Origin of the sequence: Luteolibacter luteus, assembly GCF_012913485.1 — a bacterium.
Classification (GTDB): domain Bacteria; phylum Verrucomicrobiota; class Verrucomicrobiia; order Verrucomicrobiales; family Akkermansiaceae; genus Haloferula; species Haloferula lutea.
Genome location: NZ_CP051774.1, coordinates 5,903,230 through 5,918,732, shown reverse-complemented (window position 1 = coordinate 5,918,732; position 15,503 = coordinate 5,903,230). Strand labels below are relative to the sequence as shown.

Annotated in this window: 9 protein-coding genes; 1 reads left to right on the top strand and 8 read right to left on the bottom strand. The window is 60.0% G+C overall.

Features of this window, described 5'->3' with window-relative positions; translation table 11 throughout:
- Positions 1–40: 40 nt before the first annotated feature.
- From HHL09_RS24365 to HHL09_RS24355, 3 genes are all read right to left on the bottom strand, one after another.
- On the bottom strand, positions 41–2,416 hold the full coding sequence (locus HHL09_RS24365) for a beta-galactosidase (protein WP_169457267.1): 2,376 nt from the start codon (positions 2,414–2,416) through the stop codon (positions 41–43).
- A 163-nt stretch (positions 2,417–2,579) separates the two neighbouring features.
- Complete coding sequence (locus HHL09_RS24360) at positions 2,580–3,023, bottom strand: hypothetical protein (RefSeq protein ID WP_169457266.1); 444 nt, start codon at positions 3,021–3,023, stop codon at positions 2,580–2,582.
- A 151-nt stretch (positions 3,024–3,174) separates the two neighbouring features.
- On the bottom strand, positions 3,175–4,071 hold the full coding sequence (locus HHL09_RS24355; protein WP_169457265.1) for a hypothetical protein: 897 nt from the start codon (positions 4,069–4,071) through the stop codon (positions 3,175–3,177).
- A gap of 210 nt (positions 4,072–4,281) precedes the next feature.
- Here HHL09_RS24355 and HHL09_RS24350 point away from each other — a divergent pair, with 210 nt between their 5' ends.
- Complete coding sequence (locus HHL09_RS24350; RefSeq protein WP_169457264.1) at positions 4,282–4,845, top strand: elongation factor P; 564 nt, start codon at positions 4,282–4,284, stop codon at positions 4,843–4,845.
- Positions 4,846–4,914: 69 nt separating this feature from the next.
- On the opposite strand, the gene HHL09_RS24345 is transcribed toward HHL09_RS24350, so the two are convergent.
- The 5 genes from HHL09_RS24345 to HHL09_RS24325 all read right to left on the bottom strand — a co-directional run bounded on the left by HHL09_RS24345 (position 4,915) and on the right by HHL09_RS24325 (position 15,364).
- Positions 4,915–6,042: an ELWxxDGT repeat protein gene (locus HHL09_RS24345; protein ID WP_169457263.1), complete on the bottom strand. Its 1,128-nt coding sequence runs from the start codon at positions 6,040–6,042 to the stop codon at positions 4,915–4,917.
- 421 nt (positions 6,043–6,463) lie between these two features.
- Positions 6,464–7,015: a hypothetical protein gene (locus HHL09_RS24340; RefSeq protein ID WP_169457262.1), complete on the bottom strand. Its 552-nt coding sequence runs from the start codon at positions 7,013–7,015 to the stop codon at positions 6,464–6,466.
- Positions 7,016–7,059: 44 nt separating this feature from the next.
- Positions 7,060–9,768 carry an ELWxxDGT repeat protein gene (locus HHL09_RS24335; RefSeq protein WP_169457261.1) on the bottom strand — a complete coding sequence of 903 codons (2,709 nt, stop codon included), beginning with the start codon at positions 9,766–9,768 and terminating at the stop codon, positions 7,060–7,062.
- A gap of 166 nt (positions 9,769–9,934) precedes the next feature.
- Positions 9,935–12,523: an ELWxxDGT repeat protein gene (locus HHL09_RS24330; RefSeq protein WP_169457260.1), complete on the bottom strand. Its 2,589-nt coding sequence runs from the start codon at positions 12,521–12,523 to the stop codon at positions 9,935–9,937.
- Positions 12,524–12,769: 246 nt separating this feature from the next.
- Positions 12,770–15,364 carry an ELWxxDGT repeat protein gene (locus tag HHL09_RS24325; protein WP_169457259.1) on the bottom strand — a complete coding sequence of 865 codons (2,595 nt, stop codon included), beginning with the start codon at positions 15,362–15,364 and terminating at the stop codon, positions 12,770–12,772.
- Positions 15,365–15,503: the final 139 nt, after the last annotated feature.

The window sequence follows — 15,503 nt, the reverse complement described above, 5'->3', positions numbered from 1 at the left end:
CAGAGGCCGCGCGATCCCGAAAACAAGACGAATTGGAGACCTACTTCGTCTCCGTCACCAGCTTGTCTCCGACGTAGACCCGGTAGTCCTTGATGCGTCCTGGATTGTTCCCGCTGCGGGGCGTGTAGCGCATGCCGGCGATCTCCGTCGTCTTCCCGAGGTCGATGACGAGCGTATGCGGGAAATTCGGCTGCGCGGATTTCCACTCGCTATGCCAAAAATCCGCCGTCTGTCCGTTGATCGCATTCGAAGCGGAACCGTCTTCGCCCACCATCTCCTCACTATCGACATAGGCAATCGTCCAGCTTGCATGGGAGATCGAGTTACCTGCGGGATCGAGCAGGTCCAATTCGGCGATAGCGGCATAGGGCTTGCCGTCGTGGGCATTCAAGGTCTCAAGGACGAATTGCGAGCCCGTGAGCGGCTTCTTGAATTTCACCTCCTGCACCTCTGCGCCTGCGGCGAAGGAGGCGCTGAGATCCGGATCGCGGCCCTTAAGCACTAGTTCGCCTTTCTTCGTACCCTTGCGGGCGAAATCAAGATCCGGATGAAGTTCATCGAGAATAGGCTTGGCGAGCCCCGCGAGAACGGGCTTGGCAGGTCCTAACAAATCGAGGATCACCACCTCGTTCGCACCTTCCTTCAGCCATGCTCCGGGCAAGTAGGCCGTTTGTGTGGGGCCGATATTCCAATAGCGTGCAAGGCAGTGGCCATTCACCCAGACCACCCCTTTGCCCCAATTGCGGAGATCCAGGAAAGTGTCGGCCTTCTTGCCCGCGTTGAAGCTTCCGCGCCAGAATTTCGGGCCCGGACTTCCGGCTGCATCGGACTTCCACTTCAGCGAGGCTAACAAGGCCTCATCCAGCTTCAGCGGATACACCGACCACTCACCGGTGATATCCGTCTGCTTGCTGCCTTCCTGTAGCGTGACCTTGCCGTGGATACCCTTGCGATCATGGATCTCGGTACCGAAATTCACGTGGCCCATCGTCTCCACGAGGATATCGAGCTGAGCCGGAGCCTTGCGTTCGGGCAGGCGGACTTGGAAGCGGCGAGAGCGACGGTCCATTATACCGACTTCCTTGCCGTCGAGGTAGACCCAGCCGAAATCATGGAGCTGCTCGATGTGCAACGTCGCCGCGGGGCCCGCCGGGAGCGTCACTCGATACACCGCGCAACCGTGCCCCTGATCATAAGCCTCCATGTGGCGCGGGGCGCTGTCCTTCACCGGCTGAGGAAGATTTTGAAAAACCGCAGCTGTCTCCGTGAGCGCGAAGCCCGCGATCTCCTGGGCTGGAATCGGAGCCGGTGGGTCCGGGATCGTTTCGCCCGGCAGGAGGTAGCGCGACATGAGGTTGCGGGTGCGATCGAATTTCTCCCCGATCCACCCTGCTTCGCTGACGGGAGCATCATAATCGTAGCTGCTGGTGTCCGGCTTGAAGGGACGATCCGCCCCCGCCCACATCCCGAAGGATGTACCTCCGTGTGCCATGTAGATGCTGAAGGACGCGCCTTCCTTAAGCATGTATTCAAGATCCGCCAGATAGCGGTCGGTGTTGCCGAGATGATGCGGAGCGCCCCACGTGTCGAACCAGCCCGGATAAAATTCCCCGCACATCAGCGGACCGGTCGGCTGCACCTCGCGCAGCTTCTTGAAGCCCGTCTGCGGATCACTACCGAAGTTGACCACATTGAAAAGGTCGTCGCGCTTGCCGTTGTGGAGATTGCCCGTCGGGTTGCAGGCGAAGAGCGGGATATCGAATCCGGCATCGATCATCGATTGCCGCATCATGCCCATGTATTCGGCGTCCTTGCCGTAAAAACCATACTCATTCTCGACCTGAGCCATCAGGATGGGGCCTCCCTTGCTCACCTGCATCGGCCCCAGGACACGACCGACTTCGGCGAGCCATGCACGGCTGGCCGTCATGAAATCGGGATCACGGGAACGCAAAGCCATGTCAGGCTTTTTCAGTAGCCACCACGGCAAGCCGCCACCGTCCCACTCCGCGCAAGCGTAAGGTCCCGGGCGCAGGATCACCCAGAGTCCTTCCTCCTGTGCCAGCTTGCAGAACTCCGCGGCATCGGCTTGGCCTTCCCAGTGATATTTACCCTTCTCGAACTCGTGGAGGTTCCAGAAAAGATAAGCGCACACGGCGTTCAGGCCCATCGCCTTGCAGAGCTGGAGGCGATGCCGCCAATACTCTTTGGGCACGCGGGCGAAATGAAGTTCACCGCAGCGGATCTGGAAGGTCTTACCATCGAGCAAGAGCTCCTTTTCGCCGATGGAGAAGCTATGCTTCGACTGTCCCTCGGCTTGGGCCAGGGCAACGCTGCTATTCGCGAGGGCCATCAGAAGCGCGAGCGAGCAACTCGCCGCGTTCCGGAGGATGGGGGCCAAGGGCTTCGTATCCATGAATCCCTTTCAACGCCCTGAATGATAGCTTGTCCATCCCTACCCGCGCCTTGGGCCGAAGAAACAGTATCCGGTGGAAGATTGGGACAGCAAAATGGCGAAAAGATACAAATTGGATACCTCCGATGGAATCCGCAAGGACGCTGCCTGCTGTTCTCGACCCCTAGCGAGCCGGCCTTTCCATTCTTCGCTCCGGCTTTCCCTCCATGGGGACGCGGGTGCCTTCCTTGGTGCGGTCCTTCGGGATGAAACTTCCTGCCGGCAATTCCATATAGTCGGCGGCTTCAGTCAGCGCGACGGCTTCCTGGGGCGTCGGCGCTTTCTCCGCAGCTTTGCGCAAAAGGGGTGCTGCAGCAGAATCCCCCAGGACGATCATCCCATTCATCGCAGCCTTCCGCACTTCGGCATCGGGATGCAGGAGATAAGGTTCGATCTTGGGGAGCTCTTTCGCATCATAGCTGACGGAGAATTGCTCGATCTCTGCAAGAAGTGCGGCGCGCCGGGCATCATCCAAAGGAGCAGGCGCATCTTTTGCCGCTGCTTGTTCCTCCCGCCGTGGAGATGCCGGAGAGCTTACGGGATCCCCCTTCACGGCAGGACCCTTCATTGCTAGGGAAGGCGCTGCACTCTCATGCGCCGGATCTGTCCGGCGCATGATCAATAGAGCTGCCGCCGCAATCGCAAGACACGCTGCGAAACCAAGCAAAAGGCTTCGTGATTTCATGAAAAGAGGAACAAGAAGGCCCGGCCTCCCGTCGTTACTCGGTCACGGGAGCGGGAGCCGGCTTGGCGGGCGAGACCGCGCTGGTGGCTGCCGCAGCCGGCGGCTCAGCTTCCGGAAAGGACACCGCGAGATTATTCACCGGGCTAGCCGAGAGGAAACTCCATGAGCCCTCGAGGATCGACTCGTAGTAATCCAGACCACCTTGCCCATCGGAGATGTAGTCATTGATCGATCCGGAGATGCCGGTGATCGCGCCGGGTCCGTTGATGTAGCGGTAGACTCCGCCCACCGGGCGCAACGCGAGCGTATGACGCCACATTCCCTGCACGTTCATCGTCGAGCCTTCCCCTTCCTCGGTTTCCTGGGTGGAGAAAGTCACGAAGAGCTCCGTCTTGGTCGTGGAAGTATCGGAGCCCGTGGAAGAGATGATGCTTCCCGCGGTATTGTAGCGGGTCTGGCTGCGGGCATTCACCGCGCTCGCCTGAGCATAGGGGCTCAGTTGGAAGTAATCGCCCACGTAGATCGGGGCCACGCCGGGCCGGGTGATGTAAAAGAACGGGAGTTCCGACTCCTCGTTGTAAACCACGCGCAAAGACCAGCCGGTGATGTTCGAGATCACGCCCTCGCTCACGAGGAAGCCGAGGAATTCGCGATTCGAGAGCCGCCATGCAGCCACATTGGAGCGGTACTCGTAGTTCTCCTGGATCAGGCGCCCTTGGTAGTCGTAGCGTGCCCACTCGTTTTCGTAGGCCGGGGTCGTTGGCCGCACCGGCACCCCGAACTCGTCCTTAAGGATCGTTCCCGGCACGGTATATTGCTCGGTCATCATCAGGGTGACCGGAGCCTCCGCGCCGGGTGAGGCCAAGGCGGTTCCGGAGGCAGCTAAAAGAGCGGAAAGGACTGGCAGACGGAGTTGGGTCGAGGAGCTCATCGTGAAAGAGTGACGTAGCAATCGCCCGATCTATTCACCTGGCAAATCCTTTCCTCCCCGCAAAATGCAACTTTTCGGCGGAAACTCCTTAGCCTGAGTGACAATTCTGCCGCCAGGCGATTTGACGGATTTTCGCGCGGCGGTCCCCTTCCCCTCGCACTCCGGGCTTGCACGGGGCCCGCCGACCGCCTATTTCGCCCGTCCACAATCATGGCCAGCACGCCCGTCATCAACCTCCGCAGGGGACACGCCGTCCGTCACAACAACGACGTCTGCGTCGTGATTTCCCACGAGCTCAAGACGCCGCCGCGCATGGCGTCCTACGTGGTGATGTCGATCCGCAGCGTTGCCACCAAAAAGGTCGCCAACCTGCGCCTCACCTCGAACGACTCCATGGAGTCCGTTCTCCTCGAGCGCATCCCGCACGAATACTCCTACAAGGATTCCAGCGGCTACCACTTCCTTCACAACGAGACTTACGATGACGTGGCAGTGCACGATGACATCATCGACACCGTCCGCGACTACCTCATCGAGAGCAACACCTACACCCTGCTCTTCGCCGACGGCCTCGTCGCCGACATCGAGCTCCCGCCGTCGATGGAAATGATCGTGGCCGAATCCCCGGAAGGCGTGAAGGGCGACTCCGCGAACAACGCTTACAAGTCCGCCACGATGGAAACCGGCCTGGTCGTCCAAGTGCCGCTCTTCATCAACCCGGGCGAAAAGCTCATCATCAAGACCGAAGACGGCAGCTACATCAGCCGCGCCTGATCGGATCCAAGCGATTTCGAAAAGCCGGATCTCCTCATGGGGTCCGGCTTTTTTGTGGCCCTATCTTGCTCAGGGCTGATCGATCACCCAAGCCGCAGCACCTGCATCCGGCGTGGTCGCCATGAAGAACAACCTTCCTCCGGTGTAGGCGAGGCCCTGGGGAAGGCTGCTCGCGGCATCCATGGTAAAGTCCTTCACAAGCACGGTGCCGTCCGCTGTCCCGTCCGTGCGCCACAACTCGCGACCATGACGGCCATCATTCCCCGTGAAGTAGATCGCGCTGCCTGTGCTGGTGAGCCATTCCGGCTCCGATCCTGCGGAGCCGGGAAAAATGTCCTTTACCCGCTGAGTGCCATCCACCGTGCCATCGGTGCTCCAAAGTTCTTGGCCATCCTCTTCCGTTTTCGCGGTGAAGTAGATCCTGCCATCAAGCTCCGCGAACATCGGGCCGTCGTTACTTTCAGCGTCATACCATGGATCCGGCGCGGCGATCATCAGACGCCTCGTCCCTTGTGACGTGCCATCACTGATCCAGAGTCCCGCTTCCTCATAGTAGGATGTCCTGGCGCCTGCGAAGAAGAGGAGCTTGTCGCCCCAGACGTGGACTTTGCCGAAGATGGAAGACGTGCTGTTACCACTGATGTCCTTCACCAAGACCGTACCCAGGGGAGTGCCATCGGTGACCCACAACTCGCGACCATAAAAAAGCGACTCCGCAGTGAAGTAGGTCTTGCTCCCTACCCTCGCGACCCATTGGGGCGATGATGAAAATTCCGCCGGAGGACTGGATACAGGATCATAGGCAGTCTTCGGACGCAGGTCCCTCAAGAGCCGAGTTCCCTCGATCGTGCCATCCGTGACATAGGGCTCACGACCCGTGGCCGGATCGTAGCTCGTGAAGAACGCGAGTTCCCCCTGCGGGAAAACCGGTGCGTCGCCAGGAGCCAAGGGCACAGCTTGGGATTCGGTCTGCCTATGACGCCACAATCCTTCGGCGACACCATCCCCCCACTTCGCAAGCAAGGCCGTCTGACCAGAGACCCCAAGCAATCCGGGATCCCGGTAGTTCGCGTCATCCTCTTCATCGAGGTCCAGCACCACCGATGTATTGGCACTATCGCCGCCGGTGGCCCAAAGCAGGCGACCGTGCTCGTTGTCGTCGAAAGTCTGATAGTAGACGCGGTCTCCCGCTGTCATCAATTCATCAGGGTTGCTTCCCTTTCGCCCCGTCAAACCCGCAGCCAAGGATCTGGTGCCTGTGCTGCTACCATCGCTGGACCACAGCCGGAGGTATTCCGAGGAATCCGCCAAAGGGACCGTCGCTTTGCCACAGCTCCTGCCCGTGCCCCTCATCGAGGCCCGCAAAATAGACCACCCCATCTAGCGCAGCCAATTGCTCGACTGCCGGCAAATTGCGCGGCATCGGGATACCGGAACTCTTCAGGAGACGCGGAGCGTCCTGGCCGGGACAAAGCGGCCCGCAAGCAAGGGTAAGCATCCATGCGAAGGCCAGATGCGGGCTTTTGCGGAGCGACTGGCCGGAAGAAATCATGTAGGAAGAACCAAGCAGTCCTGGCCTCTCCTGCACCAGACATTTCCCTCTAACGGCTTCACCGGCTCACCCGAAAAAGGCGAAGAAAATCAACGTGAGCAGGGCGACGACGAGAATCCAGAAAAGCAACCTCACCGCGGGGCCGCGCCGGTAACGAAGATCCGGTGTCTGACTGATGATCTCGCGATAAGCGGGCGAAAGCACCGTACGTCCCTTCGTGCTCAAGACAAGATAGAGTCCCCAAATCCCGACCACGGTCCCTATAGGCACACGAAGGAGGCTTACGGCAAAAAGAATCCCTGCCGGGATCCGCACCCAGGGAAGCAAGCGGCGCAACCCGTAACCCACCAGAAACTGAAACGGGATCGGAAGGATCCACACCACGATCTGGGCCACGCTGTAGCTCATCTCCGGAAGATCGGAGCCACTATACCAGACGACGTAATACGTCACCGCGAGATTGTAGCAGCCAAGGAATCCGATGAGATAGCAAATGAGCCCGAGGGTCTTCAGCGAGGCCTCATGAGCAAGGTGCTTCAGCCGGATGGCCTCCGCATCTGTCGCCGCAGGCGCCTCGACATCGACAATTGCCGGTGCTTCGTAGGGATTCTCCTCCACGCAGCGGAGAATTCCTGTCGCGGCACTTCATCGCAAGCTCACGATCACTGCTGGTCCGCCCCATCGATAACCCACAATTCCTGGCCGTGCTCCAGAGTCGTCGCACCGAAGTAGAGCCTATCCCCCACCGCGATCGGCCAGACGGGATTGGAACTGCCGCTGCCCGGAACAAGATCCGAGACGAGGACCGTGCCTGCCTGGCTTCCGTCGCTGCTCCAAAGCTCGTGCCCGTACTGGTTGTTGTACGCCGAGAAATAGAGGCGTGAACCCACCGTCGTGAATCCCCATGCCTCCGATCCGGCCTCGCCTGGCTGAATATCGGCAAGCATCGAGGTTCCGGCTTCCGTGCCGTCGGTCCGCCAGACCTCTTCTCCATGAACGCCATCGTCCGCGGTGAAATAGAGAATGTTTCCCGCAGCGAAGAAATCCTCCGCCATCTTCCGAGGGGCCGGACCATCGGCCGGGTGAATGTCTTTCACCATCCTGGTAGCTTCCGCAGATCCATCCGATACCCACAGCTCGCTGCCATGGGCGCCATCATCCGCCATGAAGTATAGCTTGTCGCCGCAAGGGATGAGGAGATCGAGCGTGTATCCTCCATGCAGCCAAAACCCGGCTGGCGTCACGGGAACGGTGCCTCCCGCCGAGCCATCGCTCTTCCAAAGCCTGGCATCACCGGACGACGGATCCTTCGCGATGAAGAACAAGGTATTCCCCATGGCCGTGAGAGCCTCCAAGCTGAAGCCGGGCATCTCTTTCAACAGAGACGGCTTCCCGCCAGTGCGGTTCATCTGCCACAAGCCGTATCCCGACTCGGCCGAGGCGGCGGCGAAATAGGCACGATCTCCCATCGGCACCAACGAGTATGGCCACGCCAACTCGAGGTCCGGCTTCTTCATCTGCCTTGTACCCCCGGGCATCCCATTCGTCGTCCACAACTTGGCCTCGCCGTCGAATCCCGAGACGACCATGAGAAGCTTCTTTTTCAGCGGCAGCATTGAGCGCACACCGCTGGTGATATCGCCCTTGATGAACTGCTCCCGCACCTTGGTCGCACGGCCGCTCCGCTGGTTTGCTTTCCACAACATCTGTCCCCATCCGGATGAGGAGACGGAAGAAGTCGTGAAATAGATCGTCTTGCCGACTTGGGTCAGTGCGTCGGGAGGAGAGTAAGCCCCGCGGCCGGAGGTCGGGCTGGCCAAGCGCGTCCCGGCCTGGGTGCCCGTGGACTTCCATAAGTCCGGCACATGTAGACCATCGCTTGCGCCGAAGTAGAGCGTCGTCCCGATTGCCAGAAAGGAGCCGGATCCTAGCGATGGCAGCCCGGACAAATTGCCGGGCGTCACATCTTTTATGATCCCCGTACCTTCCACGCTGCCATCCGTCGTCCACAGTTCTTGGGATCCCTCCTCCGCGCTACCGACAAAGATCAACTGCGAGTTCAAGTGCATGAAGCTCCGGGGAGGAACCGGGCCGTCAGACCAAGTGAGCTTCAAGCGTGTGGTTCCACCTGTCGTGCCATCGGTCTTCCAAAGAGAGACAAGGTTTTCCGCCTCCCTCATGCCAAAGCAGAGCAGGCCGTCCAAGGCCACCAATTCCGTGGGTTCGCCCGCTTCGGCGGTCCACAGATCCGTTACCTGCGAAGCGCTGGCAGTCGTGCCATCCGCTTTCCAGACCTCCCGCCCACCGGTCCCGTCAGCTCCGACGAAATAGACCTGCGATCCTACGGCGGTGAGTTGCTCCGGATTTCCATAGCCCATGCCACGGACATCCTCGACAGGCCGCATACCGCCCGCCGCGCCATCGCTCACCCACAATTTCCGAGGGGAAGTGCCTTGCCGGGCCACGACGAAGAGCTTGCCGTCCGCGACGCAAGTCACGGGCGATACCGATCTATCAAAAGTCAGCCCGCCTGCCCCACCCGCTTGTACGTTTTCAAGCTGGTTGCTACCTCTCACATGCTTCCAGAATTCCCTTACTACGCCGCCGGTCGGGAGACGGGAAAGAAACAGGGTGTCCCCCGCGATTTCCAGCAGCTCCAAAGATCCTTGGCCGCCGGGAAGGCTCGCCACCTTCACCGTCCCGGCCACTGTGCCGTCGCTCTGCCAGAGATCCGGCCCGCTGGCAAACATCAGGGTTCCCGGGACGAAGGAGAGCTTTTTCCCATCATAGGACTGGAAGGGGCGGGCCGAAGGAGGCCCATTCAATTCAACCGGCCCGGCTGCCGTGCCGTCCCACGCGAAGAATCCGGCACTCCCGCCAGAGCCGACCGCAAGCTTTCTGAAGAACAGCTTTCCCCCGCTTCCCTCAAACAGGGAAAGATCACCCGCCGCTGCTCCGCCTGCGAATCCTTCCAAGATTACCGTTCCCTCTGGCGTGCCATCGCTTGTCCAAAAGGAATCCCCGTTGAGCCCGTCGTGATCGGCGGAGAAGAACAAGCGATCTCCGAAAGCCGTGAGATTCCCCGGTGAACTGCTCCAGTACCCCGGGCGAAGATCAGTCACCACCACGGTGCCAGCCTCCGTCCCGTCGGTCTTCCACAACTCCCTGCCATGCACGATGTCAGATGCCGCGAAGTAAATCACATCGCCCACCCGCACCATCTTCTGGGGAGAATGGGAAAAGGGGTTCCAGATGTCTCCGCCCTTCATGGGCATGAGATTGACATCGCGGACCAATCGCGGGGTGTTCTCCCCGAAGGATAGGGAAGAAAGGCCGGAAAGCGCCGCCAGCAGCAGGGCACGAAAATGCATAGTGGAAGAGAACGAAAACCAAATTCAAATGCCGGGCGGAGTGGCGACACGTCACTGACCGGCAGCACGGCGATCATGGTCAGGCAAGAGTCATCTCGCCAAGCCTGCATGGATGGGCAGACGAAAGGCGAACCCGCAGGGGAGTTCGCCTTTCCTCATCTACGGATCACTCCAGATTCATAACATGCATGCGCCTGCCGATCCCCGGCAGCCTGGAAAGGAAGAAGAGCTTTTCCGAGCTGCGGGACAGACCCACCGGATCAGCGGATAGACCGTCTCCATCTGTCAGGTCCGCAACCATGCGGGTGCCTTCCGCCGTGCCATCGCTCTGCCACAACTCCCGTCCATGCAGCCCGTCATCAGCAGTGAAGTAGAGCACATTGATCCCTGCGGTGAGATCCCTGGGATCCGAGCCATTGTAGCCCGGATGGACATCCGCTACCGGCACCGTGCCCACCGCGGTTCCATCGCTCTTCCACAATTCATACCCGCCTCCGTCGACCCGGCCATTGAGATAAAGCACGTCGTTCAACACCGCGAAGGAGGGTGCGTGGCGTGTCAGATCACCCGCCCGGAAAGGCAACTCCTTGACCAAGCTCGTACGCGCCGTGGTGCCATTGCTTCGCCAGAAGCCAAGCACATCATCCACCTGCATCAGGTAGTAAGCCTCACCCTTGAATTCGACGAATGCGCCGAAATACAGCATTTCGCCGAGAACTCCCGGGGAGAGATCCTTCACCAGCCGTGTGCTTTCGACGGTTCCACCGGTCACCCAGAGTCCGTAGCCGTCCGCATCCGTGCTGGCGGTGAAGTAGGTCAGGCCTTCTACCTTCCCACGCACCACCGGATAATAGACAGGCGGATCCAGCACAAGCGGCTTGGTTCCCTCCCGCGAGCCATCGCAGACCCAGAGTTGCTCCGGAATTTCAGAATCCGGCGAGTAGCTGAACACGTAGGCCTCGCTGGCGGGCACAGCAGCTTCCTGATCCGGCTTCACCGCACGAGGAGCCTTGATCCCTCCTCCCGCGACTCGCAAGGAGTCCGCAAGGTCCCCGGCAAGTGGAGAGAAATACAAATGTTCGCCGAGCCCCGCGCGCAGGAATGCGGGAGTCTCCCGCGCTTGGAAATTCATGAGTCCTGTCGCCCCGGATCCGCGGGAACTGCCGTCCGTCCATGCCAGCTGATGCTTGCTGCTGCCGGTGGCCGTGACGAAATAAAGCGTCTCATTGTGAACCATGAAATTGGCTTCCGTGGGGGTGCCCTCATGCAGGTAACCCGGGATCCGCATGATGCGCTTGGTCCCCTTGCGTCTGCCATCACTGGACCAGAGGAAGCGTTTGTCCTCGGAGGCGAACAGTACCTTGTTTCCGATCACCGCCGTTTCCGGATTCGAAATCAAAAGATCTCGATCAATCTCCCATGTTCCCGGCTTGAAGGCTTCCAAAAGCACAGGAACCCCGGTGGCAGCAGGAAGACGCCAGAGCTTCGTGCCCTTGTCGTCTTCATAGCCACCAAGATAGAGATCGTCACCGACGACGACACGTTCGCCCCGCCAGAAGCCACCGGTCACGGTTGCCTTTGCCGAAGGCAAGCGGCCACTGCCCGTCAAGGTGCCATCGGTCTTCCAGAGGCCCAAAGACGGGTCCGCATAGTCGAAGTAGGCGATCGTAGAACCCAAGGAGATCCGGGGAGAACCGTTCTGCGGGACGAACTCCCCCATCCGGACGGTTCCCTCGGCAGTGCCATCGCTAACCCAAGGCAGGCCGTCTGCTTTCAGGTAGAACTTACCTCCCATCTGACCGATGAGCTGGGGCTCTGAGTTATCCTCGCCAGGTGTCATGTCCTTCAGGAGCGCGGTACCGGCGACGGTCCCGTCACTGATCCAGAGTTCGGTGCCGGTAGCGCTGTCACTGCCCGCAAATAGCAGCTTGTCTCCAAATGCCGTCAGGGATCTCAGGAAGCCGTCATAGCTATTTGAGGCGCTGAACTGGTGAAGGTCGACGGTGCCGGCCGTGGTCCCATCGGTCTTCCACAGGCGTGTATCCGACACATACGTCGGCCGACCCGCCCTGACTGCGAAGAACAGGTCGTTTCCTACCTGCGTGAGGGAATCGACGCTTCCCTGGCCCACCGCGAAAGACTGGATGAAAGCGGTGCCAGCCAGGGTGCCATCACTTTTCCAGAGCTGCTTCCTTGCGCTATCGAGGCCTTCGTCTTGCGTAAAGGCCACCCCATCACCATAGGGCGTGAGATTGGCCGGACACCGGAAACCTTCCGCCACCGGCTGGGTGCCAGCATCGGTGCCATCGCTGGTCCAGAGTTCGAACTCGCCTTCGACCGTTGCGGAGGCGGCGAAGAACCAAAGCTTGGTCCCTACAAGGATCGCAGCGGAGAAATCCGACGATCGGACACCTTCTGTTAGATCGGCAACGATGCGGGTGCCGACTTCCGTGCCATCGCTGGTCCACCATTCGCGGCCATGGACGCCATCGTCCGCCACGAAAAAAATCGCCGCACCCTTCGCGACCAACATTTCCGGTAATGAAGAGCCGCGGCCGGGATAAATGTCCTTCACCGGGCCAGTTCCATTCGCAGTGCCATCACTGCACCAGAGTTCCGCCCCCTGGCTAGTATTCACGGCCACGAAGAAGATCTTCGCTAGGGCCGCCGTGAACTGCTCCGGACGTCCGAACAGCCGGTCCGGCGTCAGCTTGGCATTCTGCACAGGCTCCGGGAGTGTCTGGCCTTGCATCATCCCAGCGAGGATCAACCAAGCCGGAAGGGCGCCCCTAGAGATTCGCTTTACATAACTTTTCTCAGAGTATGAGGAGGGCCAATCGGGCCTCGTTGCGGCGTCATGTTCTGGATTTTGGAGGAGCATTTCCCGGGAAAGATGAAAAATCCCCCATCAATGCAATCACAATGTAATCTCATTGTGATTGCATTTCGCCTAGTAATCCTCTAATGGGTCACCATTTCTCTCACGAAGAGACACTTACTACTACTCCGCGAGATCCTCCGAGACATCGATCACGTGAACTTCGCGACCTGCCTCGGCAGTGGTTGCGTCGAAGAACAGTTTTGATCCGGCGACCACGAGATGATGTGGCGATGAAGAGCCGGCATCACCGGTGAGATCGGATACCAGCACCGTTCCTTCCGGCGTGCCATCAGTCTTCCAGAGTTCGCGACCGTGGACCGGGTGCGTGGCTGCGAAGTAAGCGTGATCCCCCACCCGCGTGGCTTTCGAAATCATCGAGGAGCCGCCTCCTTCGTCGATGTCCTTTACCAATCCCGTGCCCTCGGCGGTGCCATCGCTTATCCAGAGTTCAACGCCGGTGGGCGAAGTCCATGCGCGGAAGAGAAGGCGGCCGCCGGGGCCCTCGCTTGGCATTCCGAACTCCACGGGGACGGTCGCCACCATGGAGGTCCCCGCGCCGGTTCCGTCGCTGCGCCAGAGCTGCAGAACACTGTTGCTCGGCTTGAAAGTGAACCACAGGTAGCCCCCAGCCGCGGTGAAATTCGACAACTCTCCGGCAATTCCGATCTGGTCCGTCACCATCGCGGTCCCTTGGGCAGTACTATCACTCTTCCAAAGCTGGAAGGAACCCTGCTTCCAACCGCTGAAATACAGGGTCTCGTCGACCACGGTCAGATTGATGGGAATGAAGCTCAGGGCGCTCGAATCAACGAGCATCTCCACGGTCTTCGTATCCGCGCTGGCCTTCCACAGGGAGCCGGTCGAGAACACCAAGTCCCCGCCAAGGGTTCTCATGGTATCTGCCTCGATCTTCCCATCGAGCTTGGCGATGTCCACGAGCTTGAAAGTGCTCTGCTTGTCCCCGCCCGTCGCCCACACATGACGCTCGGTGTGAAGGTAGGCCCATTCACCGGCGCGGATCATATTCGTGATGCCGGTCGGATAGCTCTTCGCGGGAATACCTGGAATCAGCGTTGCCGAGAGCTGGCCGCCATCGCTGGTGAAGAGCGTCCTCCGCTTCTTCCCGGAAGACTCCATGTTCACGAAGAGAATCTGGTCGCCCAGATTGCAGAGATTTCTCGCCCCCCAATCGGCAGTGGGCTTCTTGGGATCGGCTTCGAGCGGATAAGTTCCGGCTTCCGTCCCATCACTCTTCCAGAGCACTCCGGCCTCGCTGTCCCACGCGCGGAAAATCACGGAGTCACCGACGGCCTGAATCCCGTTGGCGATATCGGAATCGTAAGGCCGGGAGTTTCCCGAGTCTCCTCCGGTCAGCGGGTAAGTGCCGGCATTGGTACCATCACTCCGCCACAACCCCAAGGGCCCCTGCTGCGATCCCGACTTGTGGCGGGCAGCAGAAAAATAGAGCACATCGTCCAGTACAACGGGCAACGCCCCTTGGTCCAGCAGCCCCTTCAGCTGGACATCCTTCGGGGATGTGAGGAAGCGCACCGTTCCCTTGGGCGTGCCATCGCTCTTCCAGAGGGACAGCCTCGAACCATCGCTCGCACCGAAATAAACGCTGTCCCCCGAAACGCGGAAGCCCTTCACCTGAGATCCGAATTTTCCCTTCCGGACTTCTTTCAAAAGCATGGTGCCTTCCGCGGTACCGTCGGTTACCCAAGGCTCGCTTCCCTTGCGCTCGTCATCGGTGACAAAGAAAATCTTTCCGTTGGCCGAAGCAAAGCCGAAGGGCACCGGAGAAGCTTGGGAATCAGGCAAGGGCTTCACCATCCAGGTACCGGCCGGAGTCCCGTCGCTGCGCCACAGCGACCAGCGGTTGTCGGACGCCGCCCGGACCACTACGAAATGGATATCTCCCAAGGCACCGGCGCAGCGCACTGAACTCCACTCCTGGCTGGGTGCCAGATCGACAAAACCTTGGCCATCACCCCGGAAGGCATGCCATGCCATGCGGTGGGTTGAGAACCCTGTGGTTGCCGAGGCCCAACTCCCTCCGGCCCGCAGATCCCAAGTGGGAAGATGGATACCGAAGTCGGTGGCAATTCCCGTGGTCTCGTTGAATCCGAGAATGTGGTAGTTTTCCGTCCGGAAATAGATGGAATCCCCGATGGCGACAAAGCGCGACCCTTGGGGAACCTCCGGGCCGGTCGGAGGATTGATGATCACCGTGGAGGGATCGATTGCCGGCCCCGCCTGCACGGGTGCTGGCAGCGGGTACGTACCCTCCTCCGTGCCGTCACTGCGCCACAGACCTCCCTTGATTCCCTGGACAAGGTCAGCCTCCGCCTCGAACCAGAAAATCCCGAGTGCGAGATGAGAACGCAACACCTTCGCCCGCGAGATCATGAAGGTGCCTTCCGCCGTCCCGTCACTGCGCCAGACTCCACCGGCGTTGAGATTGAAGATGAGCAAGCCCTTGGTCTGGCCCAGCATGGTCACGCCGGTCGAGCTCTCGGTATTTCCGGCAGACAGGTCTTTCACCATGTGCGTTCCCTCCGCACTTCCATCGGTCACCCAGAGTTCCTGGCCATGGACGGCATCCGCGGCGAAGAAGAAGATCTTATCCCCGACGCGGTAGAGCGATTCGGTTTCCCGGGCGAAAGGAGCGGCCTGCCTGATGTCCTTCACCAAGACCGCCGCGGAATCTGCCAAGCAAATCCCCGGAACGAATCCGCCAAACAGCAGGGCGCCGGCGAGGGGAGCTAAGGCGCCCGGGCGCAGCACAGGATGTCTTCGGAAAGGAGCTTGGATGGTCATCTTGAGTGAGGTGAGAAGCGGCGGATCAAGATAA

Coding starts and splice junctions, on each gene's coding strand:
- HHL09_RS24365 (WP_169457267.1), bottom strand. CDS start 2,416: ATGGATACGAAGCCCTTGGCCCCCATCCTCCGGAACGCGGCGAGTTGC.
- HHL09_RS24360 (WP_169457266.1), bottom strand. CDS start 3,023: ATGAAGGGTCCTGCCGTGAAGGGGGATCCCGTAAGCTCTCCGGCATCT.
- HHL09_RS24355 (WP_169457265.1), bottom strand. CDS start 4,071: ATGAGCTCCTCGACCCAACTCCGTCTGCCAGTCCTTTCCGCTCTTTTA.
- HHL09_RS24350 (WP_169457264.1), top strand. CDS start 4,282: ATGGCCAGCACGCCCGTCATCAACCTCCGCAGGGGACACGCCGTCCGT.
- HHL09_RS24345 (WP_169457263.1), bottom strand. CDS start 6,042: ATGACAGCGGGAGACCGCGTCTACTATCAGACTTTCGACGACAACGAG.
- HHL09_RS24335 (WP_169457261.1), bottom strand. CDS start 9,768: ATGCATTTTCGTGCCCTGCTGCTGGCGGCGCTTTCCGGCCTTTCTTCC.
- HHL09_RS24330 (WP_169457260.1), bottom strand. CDS start 12,523: ATGATGCAAGGCCAGACACTCCCGGAGCCTGTGCAGAATGCCAAGCTG.